At 72.2% G+C, this 16,761-nt stretch carries 14 protein-coding genes; 6 read left to right on the plus strand and 8 right to left on the minus strand.

What is annotated here, in order from left to right; genetic code table 11:
- Positions 1–49 precede the first annotated feature (49 nt).
- The 3 genes from uvrC to ACO1BR_RS00680 all read right to left on the minus strand — a co-directional run bounded on the left by uvrC (position 50) and on the right by ACO1BR_RS00680 (position 3,808).
- The gene (uvrC, locus tag ACO1BR_RS00670; RefSeq protein ID WP_426793032.1) at positions 50–2,158 is read right to left on the minus strand and encodes an excinuclease ABC subunit UvrC; all 2,109 of its coding nucleotides are present in this window, start codon (positions 2,156–2,158) and stop codon (positions 50–52) included.
- 185 nt (positions 2,159–2,343) lie between these two features.
- Positions 2,344–3,213, minus strand: a complete 870-nt coding sequence (locus ACO1BR_RS00675; RefSeq protein ID WP_426793033.1) for a hypothetical protein — start codon at positions 3,211–3,213, stop codon at positions 2,344–2,346.
- Between the two features lie 4 nt (positions 3,214–3,217).
- Positions 3,218–3,808 (minus strand): papain-like cysteine protease family protein, encoded by a 591-nt coding sequence (locus ACO1BR_RS00680; protein WP_426793034.1) that lies wholly within the window; start codon positions 3,806–3,808, stop codon positions 3,218–3,220.
- A 239-nt stretch (positions 3,809–4,047) separates the two neighbouring features.
- Here ACO1BR_RS00680 and ACO1BR_RS00685 point away from each other — a divergent pair, with 239 nt between their 5' ends.
- Positions 4,048–5,028 (plus strand): hypothetical protein, encoded by a 981-nt coding sequence (locus ACO1BR_RS00685; RefSeq protein ID WP_426793035.1) that lies wholly within the window; start codon positions 4,048–4,050, stop codon positions 5,026–5,028.
- 27 nt (positions 5,029–5,055) lie between these two features.
- Here the strand turns inward: ACO1BR_RS00685 and ACO1BR_RS00690 are convergent, their stop codons facing one another.
- A complete protein-coding gene (locus ACO1BR_RS00690; protein WP_159504426.1) occupies positions 5,056–5,469 on the minus strand; it encodes a Rieske (2Fe-2S) protein in 414 nt (137 codons plus the stop codon).
- Positions 5,470–5,504: 35 nt separating this feature from the next.
- Positions 5,505–5,735, minus strand: coding sequence for a hypothetical protein (locus tag ACO1BR_RS00695; RefSeq protein WP_426793036.1), 231 nt, complete (start codon positions 5,733–5,735; stop codon positions 5,505–5,507).
- 159 nt (positions 5,736–5,894) lie between these two features.
- On the opposite strand from ACO1BR_RS00695, the gene ACO1BR_RS00700 reads away from it, so the two are divergent.
- Together ACO1BR_RS00700 and ACO1BR_RS00705 are read left to right on the plus strand one after the other, a co-directional pair.
- A complete protein-coding gene (locus tag ACO1BR_RS00700; RefSeq protein WP_426793037.1) occupies positions 5,895–6,956 on the plus strand; it encodes a LacI family DNA-binding transcriptional regulator in 1,062 nt (353 codons plus the stop codon).
- Positions 6,953–7,912, plus strand: coding sequence for a carbohydrate kinase family protein (locus ACO1BR_RS00705; protein ID WP_426793038.1), 960 nt, complete (start codon positions 6,953–6,955; stop codon positions 7,910–7,912). Before ACO1BR_RS00700 ends, ACO1BR_RS00705 begins: the two co-directional genes overlap by 4 nt.
- 86 nt (positions 7,913–7,998) lie before the next feature.
- Here the strand turns inward: ACO1BR_RS00705 and uvrA are convergent, their stop codons facing one another.
- Both uvrA and ACO1BR_RS00715 read right to left on the minus strand, forming a co-directional pair.
- Entirely contained in the window at positions 7,999–11,040 is a 3,042-nt protein-coding gene (uvrA, locus tag ACO1BR_RS00710; RefSeq protein ID WP_426793039.1) for an excinuclease ABC subunit UvrA, read from the minus strand.
- 243 nt (positions 11,041–11,283) lie between these two features.
- Positions 11,284–12,018: a TetR/AcrR family transcriptional regulator gene (locus ACO1BR_RS00715; protein ID WP_426793040.1), complete on the minus strand. Its 735-nt coding sequence runs from the start codon at positions 12,016–12,018 to the stop codon at positions 11,284–11,286.
- A gap of 77 nt (positions 12,019–12,095) precedes the next feature.
- Between ACO1BR_RS00715 and ACO1BR_RS00720 the strand changes: the two genes are divergently transcribed.
- From ACO1BR_RS00720 to ACO1BR_RS00730, 3 genes are all read left to right on the plus strand, one after another.
- Positions 12,096–13,646 carry an FAD-dependent monooxygenase gene (locus ACO1BR_RS00720; protein WP_426793041.1) on the plus strand — a complete coding sequence of 517 codons (1,551 nt, stop codon included), beginning with the start codon at positions 12,096–12,098 and terminating at the stop codon, positions 13,644–13,646.
- Between the two features lie 222 nt (positions 13,647–13,868).
- Entirely contained in the window at positions 13,869–14,606 is a 738-nt protein-coding gene (locus ACO1BR_RS00725; RefSeq protein ID WP_426793042.1) for a maleylpyruvate isomerase family mycothiol-dependent enzyme, read from the plus strand.
- A 10-nt stretch (positions 14,607–14,616) separates the two neighbouring features.
- Positions 14,617–15,273, plus strand: a complete 657-nt coding sequence (locus ACO1BR_RS00730) for an MBL fold metallo-hydrolase (protein WP_426793043.1) — start codon at positions 14,617–14,619, stop codon at positions 15,271–15,273.
- A gap of 58 nt (positions 15,274–15,331) precedes the next feature.
- Here the strand turns inward: ACO1BR_RS00730 and ACO1BR_RS00735 are convergent, their stop codons facing one another.
- Positions 15,332–16,342 carry a TerC family protein gene (locus ACO1BR_RS00735; protein ID WP_426793044.1) on the minus strand — a complete coding sequence of 337 codons (1,011 nt, stop codon included), beginning with the start codon at positions 16,340–16,342 and terminating at the stop codon, positions 15,332–15,334.
- Positions 16,343–16,761: the final 419 nt, after the last annotated feature.

Genomic DNA, 16,761 nt, shown 5'->3' on the forward strand with positions numbered 1-16,761 from the left:
TCGGATCGCTCGGATCGCTCGGGTTCTTGCCTGTCGTGCGGTGTGCTGCTCATCGGTCCTGCCCCCGTTCTGCTGACAACGCGGCCGGCGGGGCCTCGTCATCTTCAATGATCTCTCCTGTGGCGGTGTTCACCGCCGGGGCGGACGGCGCCGCCGCGGCCAGCGCCGCGGCGACCGTCTCGGCGGTCTTGCGGCCGACCCCCGGGACCTCGCAGATCTCGTCGACCGTCGCGGCCCGCAGCTTCTTCAACGAACCGAAGTGCTTCAGGAGTGCCTGGCGGCGGGTCTCGCCCAGCCCCGCGACGGCGTCGAGCGGGGACGCCTTCAGCCGTTTGGTGCGCTTGCTGCGCTGGTACGTGATCGCGAAGCGGTGCGCCTCGTCGCGGACCCGCTGGAGCAGATAGAGCCCCTCGCTGCTGCGCGGCAGCACGACCGGGTCGTCCTCATCGGGCAGCCAGACCTCTTCGAGGCGCTTGGCCAGGCCGCAGACCGCGACATCGTCGATCCCGAGCTCGTCCATGGCACGGCGGGCCGCCGCCACCTGGGGGGCGCCGCCGTCGACGACCACGAGCTGGGGCGGATAGGCGAACCGCTTGGGGCGGCCGTCGTCGTCGGTGAGGCGGCCGTCCACAGCGTCCGGGGCGCCGTCGACCTCCGTGGGGGCACCGGTCTCGGCGGCGGCGCCGGCTTCCGTGGGGACGCCGTCGGCCTCCGCGGGGACGGCGTCGGACGGCTCCTGCGTCCACTCCCCCGACTTCTGCTTCTCCTGGAGGTAGCGCTTGAAGCGGCGACCGATGACCTCGTGCATGGAGCGCACATCGTCCTGCCCCGCGAAGCCCTTGATCTGGAAGCGGCGGTATTCGCTCTTCCGGGCGAGACCGTCCTCGAACACCACCATCGAGGCGACGACGTCATCGCCCTGGAGGTGCGAGATGTCGAAGCACTCGATACGCAGCGGGACCGTGTCCAGGCCGAGGGCCTGGGCGATCTCCTCCAGGGCGCGGGAGCGGGTGGTCAGGTCGGAGGCGCGCCTGGTCTTGTGCAGGGCGAGCGCCTGCTGGGCGTTGCGCCCGACCGTGGCCATCAGGTCCTTCTTGTCGCCGCGCTGCGGGATACGCAGCGAGACCTGGGAGCCGCGGCGCTGGGAGAGCCACTGGGCGATCGGCTCGACCGGCTCGGGCAGCGCCGGGACCAGGACCTCCTTCGGAACCGCGTCGCCCTGCTCCTCCCCGTACAGCTGCTGGAGGGCGTGCTCCACGAGGCCGGCGGTGGTGACGGCCTCGACCTTGTCAGTGACCCAGCCGCGCTGGCCGCGCACCCGGCCGCCGCGGACGTGGAAGATCTGGACGGCGGCTTCGAGTTCGTCCTCGGCGACGGCGACCAGGTCGGCGTCGGTGGCGTCGGCGAGCACCACGGCGCTCTTCTCCATCGCCCGCCGGAGCGCGCCTATGTCGTCCCGCAGCCGGGCGGCGCGCTCGTACTCCATCTCCTCGGCCGCCTCCTGCATCCGGCGCTCCAGGCGACGGAGGTACGCGCCGGTGCGGCCGGCCATGAAGTCGCAGAACTCCTCGGCGAGTTCGCGGTGCTCCTCGGGGGAGATCCGGCCGACGCAGGGGGCCGAGCACTTGCCGATGTAGCCCAGCAGGCAGGGGCGGCCGATCTGGGCGGAGCGCTTGAAGACGCCCGCGGAGCACGTCCGTACGGGGAAGACGCGCAGCATCAGGTCGACGGTCTCGCGGATGGCCCAGGCGTGCCCGTACGGGCCGAAATAGCGCACGCCCTTCTTCTTGGCGCCGCGCATCACCTGGACACGGGGGAACTCTTCGTTGAGCGTCACCGCGAGATACGGATAGCTCTTGTCATCGCGGTACTTGACGTTGAACCGGGGGTCGAACTCCTTGATCCAGGTGTATTCGAGCTGGAGCGCCTCGACCTCGGTGGAGACCACGGTCCACTCGACGGAGGCGGCGGTGGTGACCATCGTGCGCGTACGCGGATGGAGGCCGGCCAGGTCCTGGAAGTAGTTGGCCAGGCGCTGGCGCAGGCTCTTGGCCTTGCCGACGTAGATGACCCGGCCGTGCTCGTCGCGGAATTTATAGACCCCCGGCGAGTCGGGGATCTGTCCCGGCTTGGGTCGGTAGCTGCTGGGGTCTGCCATGCCCACCACCCTACTGACCGCCACTGACAATCACGGCGCCAGTCGGCGGGGGTGGGGGGTGGGACGAGGAGGGGGCGGGGGAAGAATTCCGGCCGGCGGCCGACGAACGAGCGGCCGACCTCCCGCCCCCTCCGCCCCACCCCCTCAGCGGTGCCTCAGCACCTCCTCAGCGCTTCTCCGACCCCTCAGCGCTCCCTGCGCCGCCGCAGGGCCGCCGCGCCCGACAGGCCCAGGGCGAGCAGGGCCGCGACGCCCGCCACGGTGGAGGCGGCGGCGACCGGGATGCTGTCGCCGGCCACCGTGTCGGCCGCGACGGGGCTGCCCGCGGCCCGGGCCGCGGCATCCGCTGCGGGGCCCTGCGCGGCATCCGGGCCGTAGCCGCCCGCTTCGCCCCTCTTGTCGTACGCGGAGCCGGGGAGCTTGTCGCCGTACGCCTTCTCGACGCGCTTCCGGTAGGCCGCGACGGTGGTTCCGCGGTCGCCCACGGCCTTGCGGGCAGTCGCGTCCAGGGGCTCGATGCGGTCGCCGCGCTGGACGTACCAGGCGTCGATCTGCGGCTCGTGGAAAACCGTTCCCGCGGCGTCCCGGACGGCTCCGGCCGCGGCGTAGCGGGTCTCGTCGTCGCCGCTGGCGATGTTGACGACCGTCCACGCGGTACCCCGCTGCACGGTCCACACGGACGCCGTGCGGCCGTCGCCGGCGACCGCCTTGCTGGCAAGGAACTCCAGCCGGGCGACGGGGGCGTCGGCCTTGCCGCGGACGAAGTCCGGCGACAGGACGTAGACCGGGACGGTGGCGCCCTCGATGTGCGGGGCGGTGCGCGCGGACACCGCGGCGCGGGAGCCGCCGCGGGCCTTGTCGGCGGCGAAGAAGCGGGTGAGCTCCGCCACGGTCGCGGGGGCGGCGGCCACATCGTGGGCGGCGGCCACGCTCGCCCGGGCCGGGACCGGCGGGGCGGGTACCTGGGCGGCCAGCGCGGTGCACGGGGCGAGGCCGACGAGGGCGGCGGCGAGCGTCCCCGTGGCGGCGGCACGTACGGCGGTGCGCTTCGTCATGGCCTCAGGCTCCTATCCGGTAGAGGGAGTGCGTCCAGGAGAAGGAGCTGCCGTTCACGTAGTAGTCGAAGTCGCCCCAGTTGTACCGGTTGTTGGAGGCCCATGGGTCGCCCCAGTACACCCAGTTCCTCGACGTGTCGTAGCCGTAGAGGACGTGCATGTGGCCACCGCCGGAGGACCACTGGATGCGGGTCTCGATGGGGCGGTTGGCGTTGATCTCGTTTTGCACGGTGCCGTAGCGGAGATAACCGGCCACATACGAGCCAGAATTGATGCCCATCCAGTCGAATGCGGTCTGCACGTTTCCGAGCGTGGCCTGGTTGTTGGGGCAGTCGGCGCCCTGCTGACGGTCGAAGGCGGCGTTGCAGAACTGGGTCTGGCTGTAGTTCCGGCCGAACCAGGACGCGATGGTGTTGCCGGATCCGGCCCAGCACCAGTTGGTCTTCTCCTGGGCCTGCATGCTGATGTCGAGGCGGTTGGCGGCCTGCGGAGCGGCAGCCGCCGTCCCGGGGAGCGCGGCCAGCGCCGCCGCGGTGAGCGCCGCGGCCGACAGCCATCTGCGGCGCGAACGGCGGACGAGGAGTGCACGGGTCATGGCGTTCCTCCCGAACGTGGGGTGAGGGGGGAGAGGAGCGCATCCGGATGCTGCTGAGGAGCATCGGGTGTTGTCGCAGGCAGGTCAACACGCTTCAATGCGAGGTGACACGGGGGTGTGGACGAACGGGCCTGGATGTGAACGGCTGGTGCCCGGCGTACTGCAGTGAAACGGCAGGGAGAGCGCGCGCCGTGTGAACCGGTTGTGAACGTTCACCTGCGCGCCGGAGGATCGAGGCAATGGCACAAAACACTCCCGACATCGCACAGAACATCCCCGATATCGCCCAGAACACCCCCGAATCAGCCGAGCTGGCACAACTGCTGCGTACCGGTCCGTTCCATCTGGCCCTGCGCAGCGCGCTCACCGCACGCGGTCTCGCGCTCACCCGCGTCCAGCACAAGCTCGCCCAGCGCGGGATCAACATCGGAGTGACCAGCCTCAGTTACTGGCAGCAGGGCGCGCGCCGGCCGCAGCGCCCCGAGTCGCTGCGGGCGGTGCGCGCCCTGGAGGAGGTCCTCGGGCTGCCCGCACGGTCGCTGCACCGCCTCCTGGTACCCGAGGACGGCGCCCACCCGGACGCCGGCCGGCCGGCCGGCCGCGCCTACCGCTCGCTGGTGGCGCCGGCTGGCTCCCTCCAGCAGCTGTTCACCGAGCTGGGGACCCCGGCGGACGGCGGGCTGCACACCGTGGGGCACCACGAGCGGGTACGGATCGGGGCACACCGCGAGCTGAGCGAACGGGAGTCGCTCCAGGTGGTGCGCGCCCACCGGGACGGTGTCGACCGCTACATCGCCATCCACCGCGGCGACGCGGGCTGCGATCCGGCCCGGGTGCGGGTGCGGGCCGCGGACAACTGCCGGCTGGGGCGGGTGCGCGGCGACGCGGAGACCGGGGTCGTGGTCGCCGAGCTGCTCTTCGACACCCGGCTGCGCGCCGGGGACACCCATGTCTTCGGCTACGCCTTCGAGGACGGCAGCGGCGGCCCGAGCGCCGAGTACGTGCGCGGTTTCAGCTTCGCCGGCGGCCAGTACGTCCTCCAGGTGCGCTTCGACGAGGCGGCGCTGCCGGTGCGCTGCCACCGCTTCACCCAGGCGTCGGCCGGCGCCCCGCGCGGCGGCCGGCAGGAGCTGACGCTCAGCGGGCGGCACCACGCCGTCCACGTGGTGGAGCAGGGCGTACGGCCCGGAATCGTGGGGATCGCCTGGGACTGGAGGTGAGCCGGGCGGCGCGCCCCGTACGGCCGCTCAGCCGGCGATCAGCTTGCCGCCCTGGGCCTTGACCGGCACCTCCGGCAGCGGCTCGGCCGCCGGGCCCTGGATGACCTGGCCGGTGGTCACGTCGAAGCGGCTGCCGTGGCAGGGGCAGCTGCCCTCCTTCTTCTGGACCTCGGACAGGATGCAGCCGGCGTGGGTGCACTTGGCGCTGAAGCACTTGAACTCGCCCTTGGCGGGCTGCGAGACGACCAGCCGGTCCTCGCGGTACAGCTTGGCGCCGCCGACCGGGACATCGGCGGCGGCCCCCAGATCGACGGGCTTGGTGGGCACCGCCGACGCGTCCGCGCCCGAGCCCCCCGACGAGCAGGCCGCCAGCCCGAAGCCGGCGGCACCGGCGAGCGCGGCCCCGCGCAGTACGGTTCGGCGGGCGGGGGGCTGGCTCATGGCTGCTCCAGGAGGGCGCGGGGCGGCGGCTGCCGTCAGTGGATTCCGGTTCCCGACGATACCGGCACGGATTCCCCCGCCTCCGCGGGGCCCCGGCGCCCGCCGAGCGGCTCTGCCCCCGCCGCCGCGTCGTCGCTGCGCAGCCCGGGCGGCACCGTGCGGGTCTCCGTGCTGCGCCCCGTTTCCACCGGCCGGCGCGGGCTCTCCGGCCGGATGACGATGCCCGGCGCCGGGACCGCGGCCGACACCAGGCCCCGGCCGGTCATCCGGCGCGGGCACCGGCACCGGCAGTAGGGGAACCAGGCAAACGTAAACGCTTACGCAAGCGTTTACGTTTGGTCTCCGACGGACGTACTGTGAGGGACTTCGGCCGGGCGGACGCGACCTGCACCCCGTCCGCTCCGAGTCGGGGAGGAAAGAGCCGGATGACGACGATGGTGGATGTGGCACGGTGCGCGGGCGTCTCCGTCGCCACGGTCTCGCACGTGCTGAACGACACCCGGCCGGTGCGCCCCGGCACCCGGGCCGCGGTGCTGGCCGCCATCGACGAGCTCGGCTACACCCACAACACCCTCGCCCGCTCGCTGGTCACCTCCCGCACCCGCTCCATCGGCCTCGCGGTGTCCGCGATCAGCAACCCGTACTTCACCGAGATCCTCCAGGGCGTCGAGGCCGGCGCCCTGGAGGCCGGCCACAGCCTGCTGATCGCCGATCCGCACGACGATCCGCGGCACGAACGCAAGGTCGTCCAGCTGCTGCACGAGCGGCGGGTGGACGGCATGATCGTCGCGCCGTCCGCGGAACCCGCCGAGATGGTCGGGTACCTGGCCCGGTGCAAGGTGCCCACCGTGTTCCTGGACCGGCTGGTCGGCCACGGACACGACCAGGTCTGCGCCGAGAGCACCGGACCGGTGCGCCAACTCGTCGAGCACCTCGCCGACTTGGGGCACACCCGGATCGGCCTGGTCGCCGGGCTGCCCGGCCTGAGCACCACCACCGAGCGGGTCCAGGGCTACCGCGAGGGGCTGCGCGCCCGCGGGCTGCCGTTCGTGCCCGAGCTGCTGGCCGGCGGCAACTCCGCGGCGGCGGGCGCCCCGGACGCCACCCGCCGGCTGCTCGCCGCAGCGCAGCCGCCCACCGCGATCATCACCGCCAACAACGCGATGACGATCGGCACCCTCCAGGCCCTGCGCGACCTGGGCCTGGAGGTGCCCCGCGACATCGCCCTGGCCTGCTTCGACGACTTCTCCTGGGCGGATCTCTTCACGCCCCGGCTGACCGCGATCGCCCAGCCCAGCAAGGAGCTGGGAGCCGCGGCGGTCCGGCTGCTGCTGGCACGCCTGGACGACCCGGACCGGCCGCCCCGTACCGTCCGCCTGCCCTGCGCGTTCGTGCACCGCACGTCGTGCGGCTGCCCCGAACCCGCTCCGTCCGCCATGCCCCCGGCCGGCTCCCCGGCCGCTGAGGAAAGGACCCGCACCCTGTGATCGTCGTCGCCGGCGAGGCGCTGATCGACCTCGTACCCAGCCAGCAGGAACCCTCCCCGCAAGGCCAGTTGCCGGCGCTGCTGCCGCGGCGCGGCGGTGGTCCGTACAACACCGCGATCGCGCTGGGGCGGCTGGGCTCACCCGCCGCGTTCTGCTCGCGGGTCTCGACCGACGCCTTCGGGGAGTCGCTGCTGCACGGGCTGCGCGGCAGCGGGGTGGACACCTCGCTGGTGCAGCGCGGCCCGGAGCCGACCACGCTCGCCGTCGCGGACATCAGCGCGGACGGCTCGGCCGGTTACGGCTTCTACGCGGACGGCACCGCCGACCGGCTCTTCACCCTGCCGCCGGCGCTGCCCGAAACGGTCCGGGCGCTCTCGCTGGGCACCTGCTCACTGGTGCTGGAGCCGGGCGCGAGCGCATACGAGGCGCTGCTCCAACGGGAGGCGCGGCGCGGGGTGTTCACCGCGCTGGATCCCAATGTCCGGCCCGGTCTGATCCTCGATCCGGACGCCTATCGGGCCCGCTTCCGCTCCTGGCTGCCGCATCTCTCCCTGCTCAAGCTGTCCGAGGAGGACGCGCTCTGGCTGGCGGGGGCTGGGCGGGACGCCGACCGGGGCACGGTCACCGCTGCCGCGTGGGAGTGGCTGAGCGCCGGGCCCGCGGCGATCGTGATCACCCGGGGCGGGGACGGGCTGACGGTGCTCAGGAAGGGTGGTGGTGAGCTGACCGTTCCCGGTGAGCGGGTCGCCGTCGTCGACACCATCGGCGCGGGCGACACCGTCAACGCGGCGCTGCTGCACCGGCTGGCGGCCCATGACGCGCTGGCGTACGGCCCGCTCGCCCACCTCGCCGCCGACGCCTGGGGGGACGTCCTCCGCTTCGCCGCCCGGGCCGCCGCCGTCACCTGCTCGCGGGCGGGGGCGGAGCCGCCGTTCGCCGCGGAGCTGGCGGCGTAGCGGCGGCCCGACGGGCGGGCCCGGAACGCGCCACGGGGGCGGAGCCCCGGGCCCGACCCGGCTCCACCCCCGTCGCTGACGGTGCGTCAGGAGGCTCGGCGAGCCCGCGTCGTCGTCTTCTTGGCGGCGGCCTTCTTCGCCGCCGGCTTGGACGCGGCGGTCCCGGCGGCGGCCGACCTGGTCACGGCCTTCTTCGCCGCGGCGTTCGCGGCCACCGTCTTCTTCGCGGCGGACTTCCGGGCGGCCGGCTTCTTGGCCGCCCCGGTCACCGGTGCCGCGTCGCTGACCCGGTCGCCGAGGATCTCCCGCAGGAACTTGCCGGTGTGGCTGGCCGGGATCGAGGCGATCTGCTCCGGGGTGCCCTCGGCGACGACCGTGCCGCCGCCGTTGCCGCCCTCGGGGCCCATGTCGATGACCCAGTCCGCGGTCTTGATCACATCGAGGTTGTGCTCGATGACGATGACCGTGTTGCCCTTGTCGACCAGCCCGGACAGCACCGTGATGAGCTTGCTGATGTCGTCGAAGTGCAGACCGGTGGTCGGCTCGTCGAGGACGTAGACGGTGCTGCCGGTGGAGCGCTTCTGGAGCTCGCTGGCCAGCTTGACGCGCTGCGCCTCACCACCCGAGAGGGTCGGCGCGGACTGGCCGAGCCGGACGTATCCGAGGCCGACCTCATGGAGCGTCTTGAGATGCCGGGCGATGGTCGGCACCGCCTCGAAGAAGCTCAGCGCCTCCTCGATGGGCATGTCCAGCACCTCGGCGATGGACTTGCCCTTGTAGTGGACCTCCAGCGTCTCGCGGTTGTAGCGCGCGCCGTGGCAGACCTCGCACGGTACGTACACATCCGGCAGGAAGTTCATCTCGATCTTGATCGTGCCGTCGCCGGAGCAGTTCTCGCAGCGACCGCCCTTGACGTTGAAGGAGAAGCGACCCGGCAGATAGCCGCGGACCTTCGCCTCCATCGTCTCCGCGAAGAGCTTGCGGACGTGGTCGAAGACGCCGGTGTAGGTCGCCGGGTTGGAGCGCGGGGTGCGGCCGATCGGCGACTGGTCGACATGGACGACCTTGTCGACCAGGTCGTCGCCGGCGACCCGGGTGTGCCGGCCGGGCACCGACTTGGCGCCGTTGAGCTCGCGCGCGAGGTGGGTGTACAGGATGTCGTTGACCAGCGTCGACTTGCCGGAGCCGGAGACGCCGGTGACGGCGGAGAGCACCCCGAGCGGGAAGGAGACGTCGATGTCGCGGAGGTTGTTCTCCTTCGCGCCGTGGACCGTCAGCTGCCGGGCCGGGTCGGCGGGGCGGCGGATGTCGGGCGTCGCGATGGCCTTCTTGCCGGACAGATACTGGCCGGTGATCGACTCCTTGTTGGCCAGCAGCTGCTTCATCGGGCCGCTGTGGACGACCTTGCCGCCGTGCTCGCCGGCGCCCGGGCCGATGTCGACGACCCAGTCCGCGACCTTGATGGTGTCCTCGTCGTGCTCCACGACGATCAGGGTGTTGCCCATGTCGCGCAGCCGCACCAGGGTCTCGATCAGCCGGTGGTTGTCGCGCTGGTGCAGGCCGATCGACGGCTCGTCGAGGACGTAGAGCACGCCCACCAGGCCGGAGCCGATCTGGGTGGCGAGGCGGATGCGCTGGGCCTCGCCACCGGAGAGGGTGCCGGCCGCGCGGTTCAGCGAGAGGTAGTCGAGGCCGACGTCGACCAGGAACTTCAGCCGCTCGTTGACCTCCTTGAGGACCCGCTCGGCGATGGTCTTCTCGCGGGCGTTCAGCTTCATCGAGCGCAGGAAGTCGGCGCAGTCGCTGATCGACATGCCCGCGACCTCGGCGATCGACTTCTCCTGGACCGTCACGGCGAGCACGATCGGCTTGAGCCGCGTCCCCTCGCACGTCGGGCAGGGCACCTCGCGCATATAGCCCTCGAAGCGCTCCCGGCTGCTGTCGCTCTCCGCTTCGCTGTGCCGCCGCTTGACGAACGGCACGGCGCCCTCGAAGGCGGTGGTGTATGCCCGCTCGCGGCCGTAGCGGTTGCGGTAGCGCACCTCGATCTGGGTCTTGTGGCCGTACAGCAGGGCCTTCTTGGCCCGCTGCGGCAGCCCGGCCCACGGGATGTCCGTACGGAATCCGAGGGCGTCGGCGAGCGCGCCGACCAGCCGGCCGAAGTAGTCCTTGGTGTGTCCGCCGGACCAGGGGTGGATGGCGCCCTCGTCCAGCGAGCGGTCCTCGTCGGGGATGATCAGCTCGGGGTCGACCTCCATGCGCGTGCCGATGCCGGTGCAGTCCGGGCAGGCGCCGAAGGGCGAGTTGAACGAGAAGGAGCGCGGCTCCAGCTCCTCGAAGGAGAGGTCGTCGTAGGTGCAGTAGAGGTGCTCGGAGTACATCCGCTCGCGCTGCGGGTCGTCGGCGTCCAGGTCGACGAAGTCCAGGATGACCATGCCTCCGGAGAGCCCGAGGGCGGTCTCGACGGAGTCGGTGAGCCTCCGCTTGGCGCTCTCCTTGACCGTGAGGCGGTCGACGACCACCTCGATGGTGTGCTTCTCCTGCTTCTTCAGCTTCGGCGGCTCGGCGAGATGGATCGTCTCCCCGTCGACGCGGGCGCGGCTGTAGCCCTTGGTCTGGAGGTCGGAGAAGAGGTCGACGAACTCGCCCTTGCGCTCGCGCACCAGCGGGGAGAGCACCTGGAACCGGCTGCCCTCGGGGAGCTCCAGGACCTTGTCCACGATGGCCTGCGGCGACTGCCGGGCGATCGGCCGCCCGCACTCGGGGCAGTGCGGCTTGCCGATACGGGCGAAGAGCAGCCGGAGGTAGTCGTAGACCTCGGTGATCGTGCCGACCGTCGAGCGCGGGTTGCGCGACGTCGACTTCTGGTCGATCGAGACCGCGGGGGACAGGCCCTCGATGAAGTCCACATCGGGCTTGTCCATCTGCCCGAGGAACTGCCGGGCGTAGGAGGAGAGCGACTCGACATAGCGCCGCTGCCCCTCGGCGAAGATCGTGTCGAAGGCGAGCGAGGACTTGCCCGACCCGGAGAGCCCCGTGAAGACGATGAGGGAGTCGCGGGGGAGGTCGAGCGAGACGTTGCGGAGATTGTGCTCGCGAGCGCCACGGACGATGAGACGGTCGGCCACGCCGGTCGGCACCTTTCTTGGAGAGGGTCGGGAGCCGCGGGGCTGCGTCCGCCGCACGGTGAATGAGCAGAGGCGGCGGAGCGGAGCGGGGCCCCCGACCAAGGGTAGGGGGGCCTCCACGGCAGTGTCTTTGTGATGCCATACACGAGCCTATAGCACGCGCATTCGATTTACGGGCCTCGCAAGCCCTCTTCACCCAAACGTGTGGCAGCCCCGTACCCTTCCCGCCCCTCCGACCAGGCGTTACGCCATCCGACTCCCGGCGGACCCGCCCCCGGCACCGTCCGGCAGCGCCCGCTCCAGCGCGTCGAAGGTGCGCCGGATCACCGCCTCCTGGTCAACGGCCACCGCGTCCGCGGAGTCACCCGCCAGCGCCCGGGCCGCGGCTTCCGCGTACGCCGCCCGGCACCCGGCGATGACCAGCGCAGCGGCCAGCCGGTGGTCGTACCCGGGCCGTTCGGCATCGCCCCCGGCGGCCTCGGCCAGCAGCCCGGCCAGCGTGCGCTCGATCTCCTCGACCGCCTCGCGCGCCCGCGCCCGGAGCGCCGGCGCATCCAGCACCGTGCGCCAGAAGTGCTCGAACCCCTCCCCCACCGCACCCAGCGGATGCCGCCGCCCCAGCAGGTCGAGCAGCAGCCGGCGCAGCGCGGCCAGCGGCGACTCGTGCGCGCCGCGCCCGCGGACCGCGCGGACGATCAGCTCCGCGGCCTCCGGGATCCGGTCGAGGAAGAGGTCCTCCTTCCGCGGGAAGTAATTGAAGACCGTCATCGTGGACACCTCGGCGGCGCGGGCGACCTCGGCCACGGTGACGTTGTCGAAGCCGCGCTCGATGAAGAGCAGCGTCGCCTCCCCGGAGATCCGCTGTCGGGTGCGCAGCTTCTTGCGCTCGCGCAGCGTCAGCCGCCCGTCCTCCTCCGCGCGCCCGGCCTCCGTCTCGGCACCGGCCGCCGCACCGCCGTCCCGCTCGTTCTCCGCCACCAAGCCTCCCACCTGCCCGGGAACCATTCCCAGAAAATTGTAGCTGGAACAAATTTTTAGTCACTACACTCATACGCATGACACATGACGCAGACGTAGTCGTGGTGGGGGGCGGCCCGGTGGGGCTGATGCTCGCCTGCGAACTGGCACTGGCGGATGTCCGGGTCACCGTCCTGGAACGGCTGACCGACGTGGACCCGACGATCAAGGCGGGGGCCATCAACTCCCCCAGCGCGGAAGCCTTCTACCGGCGCGGGCTGCTGCCCGCCCTCCGGGAGGTGCAGGACGCCGCCATGGAGCGGTTCAGCTCCTTCCTGCGGCAGCGGCAGGCCGCGGGCGTCTCCGGGGTGACGCCGGCGCCCCGGTTCGCCGGGCACTTCGCGGGCATCATGCTGCGCGGCGATCTCCTGGACGAGTCCGACCCGGACTTCGGCACGCCCGGCCCCGCCGCCGAGGTCGGCCTCATCCCCCAGGACGCCCTGGAGCGCGTGCTCGCCGCCCGCGCCGCCGAGTCGGGCGTCACCCTGCGGCGCGGAGTGAAGCTGACCGGCTTCGACACCGAGGAGGACGGTGTCACCGTCCACACCTCGGAGGGGTCGCTGCGCACCGGCTGGCTGGTGGGCTGCGACGGCGGCCGCAGCACGGTGCGCCGGCTCGCCGGATTCCCGTTCCCCGGTACGGACCCGGAGATCACCGGCCATCAGGCCGTCGTGGAGATGACCGGCTCCGAAGCCCTGGGCGCCGGCTGGAACTGGACCGGGACCGGCACCTACGTCCACGGGCCGACGCCCGGCCGGATCCTCACCGTGGAGTTCGACGGACCGCCCGCGGACCGTGACGCGCCCATCACCGCCGAGGAGTTGCAGACCTCGCTGCGCCATGTCTCCGGCGTCCAGGACGTCACGATCACCGAGGTGCACACGGCCACCCGCTTCACCGACAACGCCCGCCAGGTGCCCGAGTACCGGCGCGGCCGGGTGCTGCTGGCCGGCGACGCGGCGCATGTCCACTCGCCGTTCGGCGGCCAGGGCCTCAACCTCGGCATCGGCGACGCGATGAACCTCGGCTGGAAGCTGGCCGCCACGGTGCACGGCTGGGCTCCGGAGGGGCTGCTCGATACCTACACCGCCGAGCGGCACCCCATAGGCGCCTGGGTGCTGGAGTGGACCCGGGCCCAAGTGGCGCTGATGCGGCCCGAATCCCACGCCCGGGCGCTGCGCGAGGTGATCGCGGAACTGTCGCTGACCAGCGCCGCCACCACCTTCTTCGCCAAGAAGATCTCCGGCGTCTGGCAGCACTACGACCTGCCCGGCAGCCATCCGCTGACCGGCCGGACCGCCCCCGACCTGGAGCTGTCCGACGGCAGCCGGCTCGCGGACCATCTGCACGGCGGCCAGGGCCTGTTGCTCGATCTGACCGGCGACCCCGACCTGCCCAAGCGCGCGACGGGCTACGGCCGCCGGGTGCGGGTCCTGACGGCCGACTGCCCGCAGCGGCCGGAGCTGGCCGGCCTGCTGGTGCGTCCGGACGGCTGCACCGCCTGGGCCGCCGACGCCCCGGGGGCGTACGACGAGCTGGACGCGGCGCTGCGGCGGTGGTTCGGAGTGCCCGACGGCACGGTGGCCTGAGGGGACCGGACGCCGGCGGGGCCGGTGCGGGGCGCGGCGCCCCGGCGGAAGGGGTCCGGGGGGGCCTCGGACGGGCCCCGGGGCATCGCACCGCGGGGGGCGGCGCCCCGCCCGCCCCTTCCGCGCCCTGCGCACCACCCGCGCCGCCGGCACCACCCCGCATCCGCCCGGACCGCCGCCGGCCGACTCCCGAACTCGCCTTCCTGGCGCTAGCGTCGGAGCATGACCACCCCTGACTTCCCACGCGATGTGGCCGCCGTCCACGAGGCCACCGACCGGCTCCTGATCTCGCTGAGCAAGCTCGACGACGACGCGATCGGCGAACCGTCCCTGCTGCCCGGCTGGACCCGCGGCCATGTCCTGGCCCATCTGGCACGCAACGCGGACGCCCTGGTCAACCTCCTGACCTGGGCCCGTACGGACGTCCGCACCCCGATGTACGCCAGCGCGGCGGCGCGCGACGGCGATATCGAGCGGGACGCCGACCGCCCGCTGGCGGCCCATCTGGAGGACCTGCGGGAGAGCGCGGCCCGGTTCGCGGCGGCGGCGCAGGCGCTTCCGGAAGACCGCCGGGCGTTCCGGGTCGAGATGCGCAACGGCGTGGTCGAGCGGGCCGACCGGCTGGCGCTGCGCCGGCTGGCCGAGGTCGAGCTGCACCACGTCGACCTCGGTGTCGGCTACGCCGTGGAGCAGCTGCCGCCCGCCTTCCTGGACAACGAGCTGGACTTCCTGGCCACCGTGAAATTCGCCGGGCACCCGGCCCTGCCCGCCCTGGAGCTGCGGACCGGCGACGGCCGCACCTGGCGCACCGGGCGCACCGGCTCCGGTGACGGCACCGAGGCCGCGCCCGTGGTGGTGACCGGCCCGGCCACCGCCCTGGTCGGCTGGCTGACGGGGCGTGCCGACGGTGCCGGACTGGACACCCAGGGCTCGCCGTTGCCGGTCATCCCGCCGCTCTAGAGTTGATCCCATGGGTTACAGCGGAGCAGTGAAGGTCGGCGGACCGGCCGACGTGCATGAGCTATCCGACCTGATGATCTCGAAGGTCGCGGTCGGTCCGATGAACAACAACGCCTATGTGCTGCGGTGCCGTGCGACCGACGAGCAGCTGCTGATCGACGCCGCCGCCGAGCCGCACACCCTCCTGACCCTGATCGGCGACAGCGGCCTCGCGTCCGTGGTCACCACGCATCAGCACGGCGACCACTGGGGCGCGCTGCGCGAGGTGGTCGATACGACGGGTGCGCGGACGTACGCGGGGCGGTACGACGCCGAGGGGATCCCGGTCCCCACGGACGTCCTGCTCGACGACGGCGACACGGTCACGGTGGGCCGCGTGAAGCTGACCGCGCGGCATCTGGCCGGGCACACCCCCGGCAGCGTCGCGCTGGTCTACGACGACCCGCACGGCGCCCCGCACCTGTTCACCGGGGACTGCCTGTTCCCCGGCGGCGTCGGCAACACCTGGGGCAGCGCCGAGCGGTTCACCAGCCTGCTCGACGACGTGGAGACCAAGCTCTTCGGCCGGCTGCCGGACGAGACCTGGGTCTATCCGGGCCACGGCGCCGACACCACGCTCGGCGCCGAGCGACCGCATCTCGTGGAGTGGCGCGAGCGCGGCTGGTAGCGGCGGAGCCCGCAATTCCGGGCCCGGCGGCGCAAATCCGGCCGCCGGGCCCGGTGCGTCAGCCGCGGACCTGCTCGCCGGCCGCCACGGCCGCCGGGTCCTGCCCGGCCGCCGCCTCGGCCGCCGCCTGCCGCTTCGAGGCCCGCAGGCTGGTGACGGTCGTGACGACCAGCACCGCGCAGATGACGCCCAGCGAGACCGGGATGCTGATCTCCGGGACGGCCACCCCGGACTCGTGCAGGGCGTGCAACACCAGCTTGACGCCGATGAACCCCAGGATGACCGACAGGCCGTACGAGAGGTGGACCAGCTTCTTCAGCAGCCCGCCGATCAGGAAGTACAGCTGCCGCAGGCCCATCAGGGCGAAGGCGTTGGCCGTGAAGACGATGTACGGGTCCTGGGTGAGGCCGAAGATCGCCGGGATGGAGTCCAGCGCGAACAGCACATCGGTGGTGCCGATCGCCAGCATCACGATCAGCATCGGCGTCATCAGCCGGCGGCCGTTCTCGACCACGAACAACCTGGTTCCGTGGTAGCGGTCGACCGACGGGAAGCGCCGCTCGACCGCCTTCAGGAAGCGGTTCTCCTCGAACTCCTCGTCCTCCTCCCCGACACGCGCCTCCTGGACGAGCTTCCAGGCCGTCCAGATGAGGAACGCACCGAAGAGGTAGAACACCCACGAGAAGTTGGCGATGATCGCGGCGCCCGCGCCGATGAAGCCGGCCCGCAGTACGAGGGCGATCAGCACGCCGACCATCAGCACCCGCTGCTGGTAGATCGCCGGCACCGCGAACTTGCCCATGATCAGGACGAAGACGAAGAGGTTGTCGACGCTCAGCGACTTCTCGGTGATGAACCCCGCGAAGAACTCGCCGGCCGGCGCGCCCCCGCCGAACACCAGCAGGCCGAGCCCGAACAGCGCGGCGAGCGCGACCCAGACGGCGGTCCAGACTCCGGCCTCCTTGAGGGAGACCTCATGGGGTTTGCGCCCGCCGATGAAGAAATCGACGGCGATCAGGGCACCCAGACCGAGGATGGTCAGCACCCACAGGGTCAGGGAAACGTCCACTGCTCCTCCGGCATGGTCGTACGGCACACACAGCGTCGTCGCTGCCGGGGGTCTCGGGCCCCTCGCACAAAGAAGGGTAAAGGAAAGCCATGGGACAGTAAAGGAAAGCCCAAAATGCCTGTTCAAGTGGGGTGCGCTGAGCAGGGCCCTCTGCCCGGCGACGGGTACTGGTGCCGTCATCAGAGCCGGGACGGGTGCCCCTGCCGTCATCGGGGGTGCACCCCGACTGCGGGCCCCGTCGACAGGCCCCCATCGGCCGGCGGGCCCCATCGGCCGGACGGCGCGCCAGGTCGGCGCACGGTCGTCGAAGCCGTGCGGGAGCCATGGACGTTCAGCGGATGCGCGCCGGGATCGCGATCCGGCGGCAGCGCGTCCGCGGCGCGAGGGCGCACCGCCATCTGGGGCAGACCCGCCCGTCG

This window comes from Streptomyces sp. YGL11-2 (assembly GCF_050054615.1).
Taxonomy (GTDB): Bacteria; Actinomycetota; Actinomycetes; order Streptomycetales; family Streptomycetaceae; genus Streptomyces.

Coding starts and splice junctions, on each gene's coding strand:
- uvrC (WP_426793032.1), bottom strand. CDS start 2,158: ATGGCAGACCCCAGCAGCTACCGACCCAAGCCGGGACAGATCCCCGAC.
- ACO1BR_RS00675 (WP_426793033.1), bottom strand. CDS start 3,213: ATGACGAAGCGCACCGCCGTACGTGCCGCCGCCACGGGGACGCTCGCC.
- ACO1BR_RS00680 (WP_426793034.1), bottom strand. CDS start 3,808: ATGACCCGTGCACTCCTCGTCCGCCGTTCGCGCCGCAGATGGCTGTCG.
- ACO1BR_RS00685 (WP_426793035.1), top strand. CDS start 4,048: ATGGCACAAAACACTCCCGACATCGCACAGAACATCCCCGATATCGCC.
- ACO1BR_RS00690 (WP_159504426.1), bottom strand. CDS start 5,469: ATGAGCCAGCCCCCCGCCCGCCGAACCGTACTGCGCGGGGCCGCGCTC.
- ACO1BR_RS00695 (WP_426793036.1), bottom strand. CDS start 5,735: ATGACCGGCCGGGGCCTGGTGTCGGCCGCGGTCCCGGCGCCGGGCATC.
- ACO1BR_RS00700 (WP_426793037.1), top strand. CDS start 5,895: ATGACGACGATGGTGGATGTGGCACGGTGCGCGGGCGTCTCCGTCGCC.
- ACO1BR_RS00720 (WP_426793041.1), top strand. CDS start 12,096: ATGACACATGACGCAGACGTAGTCGTGGTGGGGGGCGGCCCGGTGGGG.
- ACO1BR_RS00725 (WP_426793042.1), top strand. CDS start 13,869: ATGACCACCCCTGACTTCCCACGCGATGTGGCCGCCGTCCACGAGGCC.
- ACO1BR_RS00730 (WP_426793043.1), top strand. CDS start 14,617: ATGGGTTACAGCGGAGCAGTGAAGGTCGGCGGACCGGCCGACGTGCAT.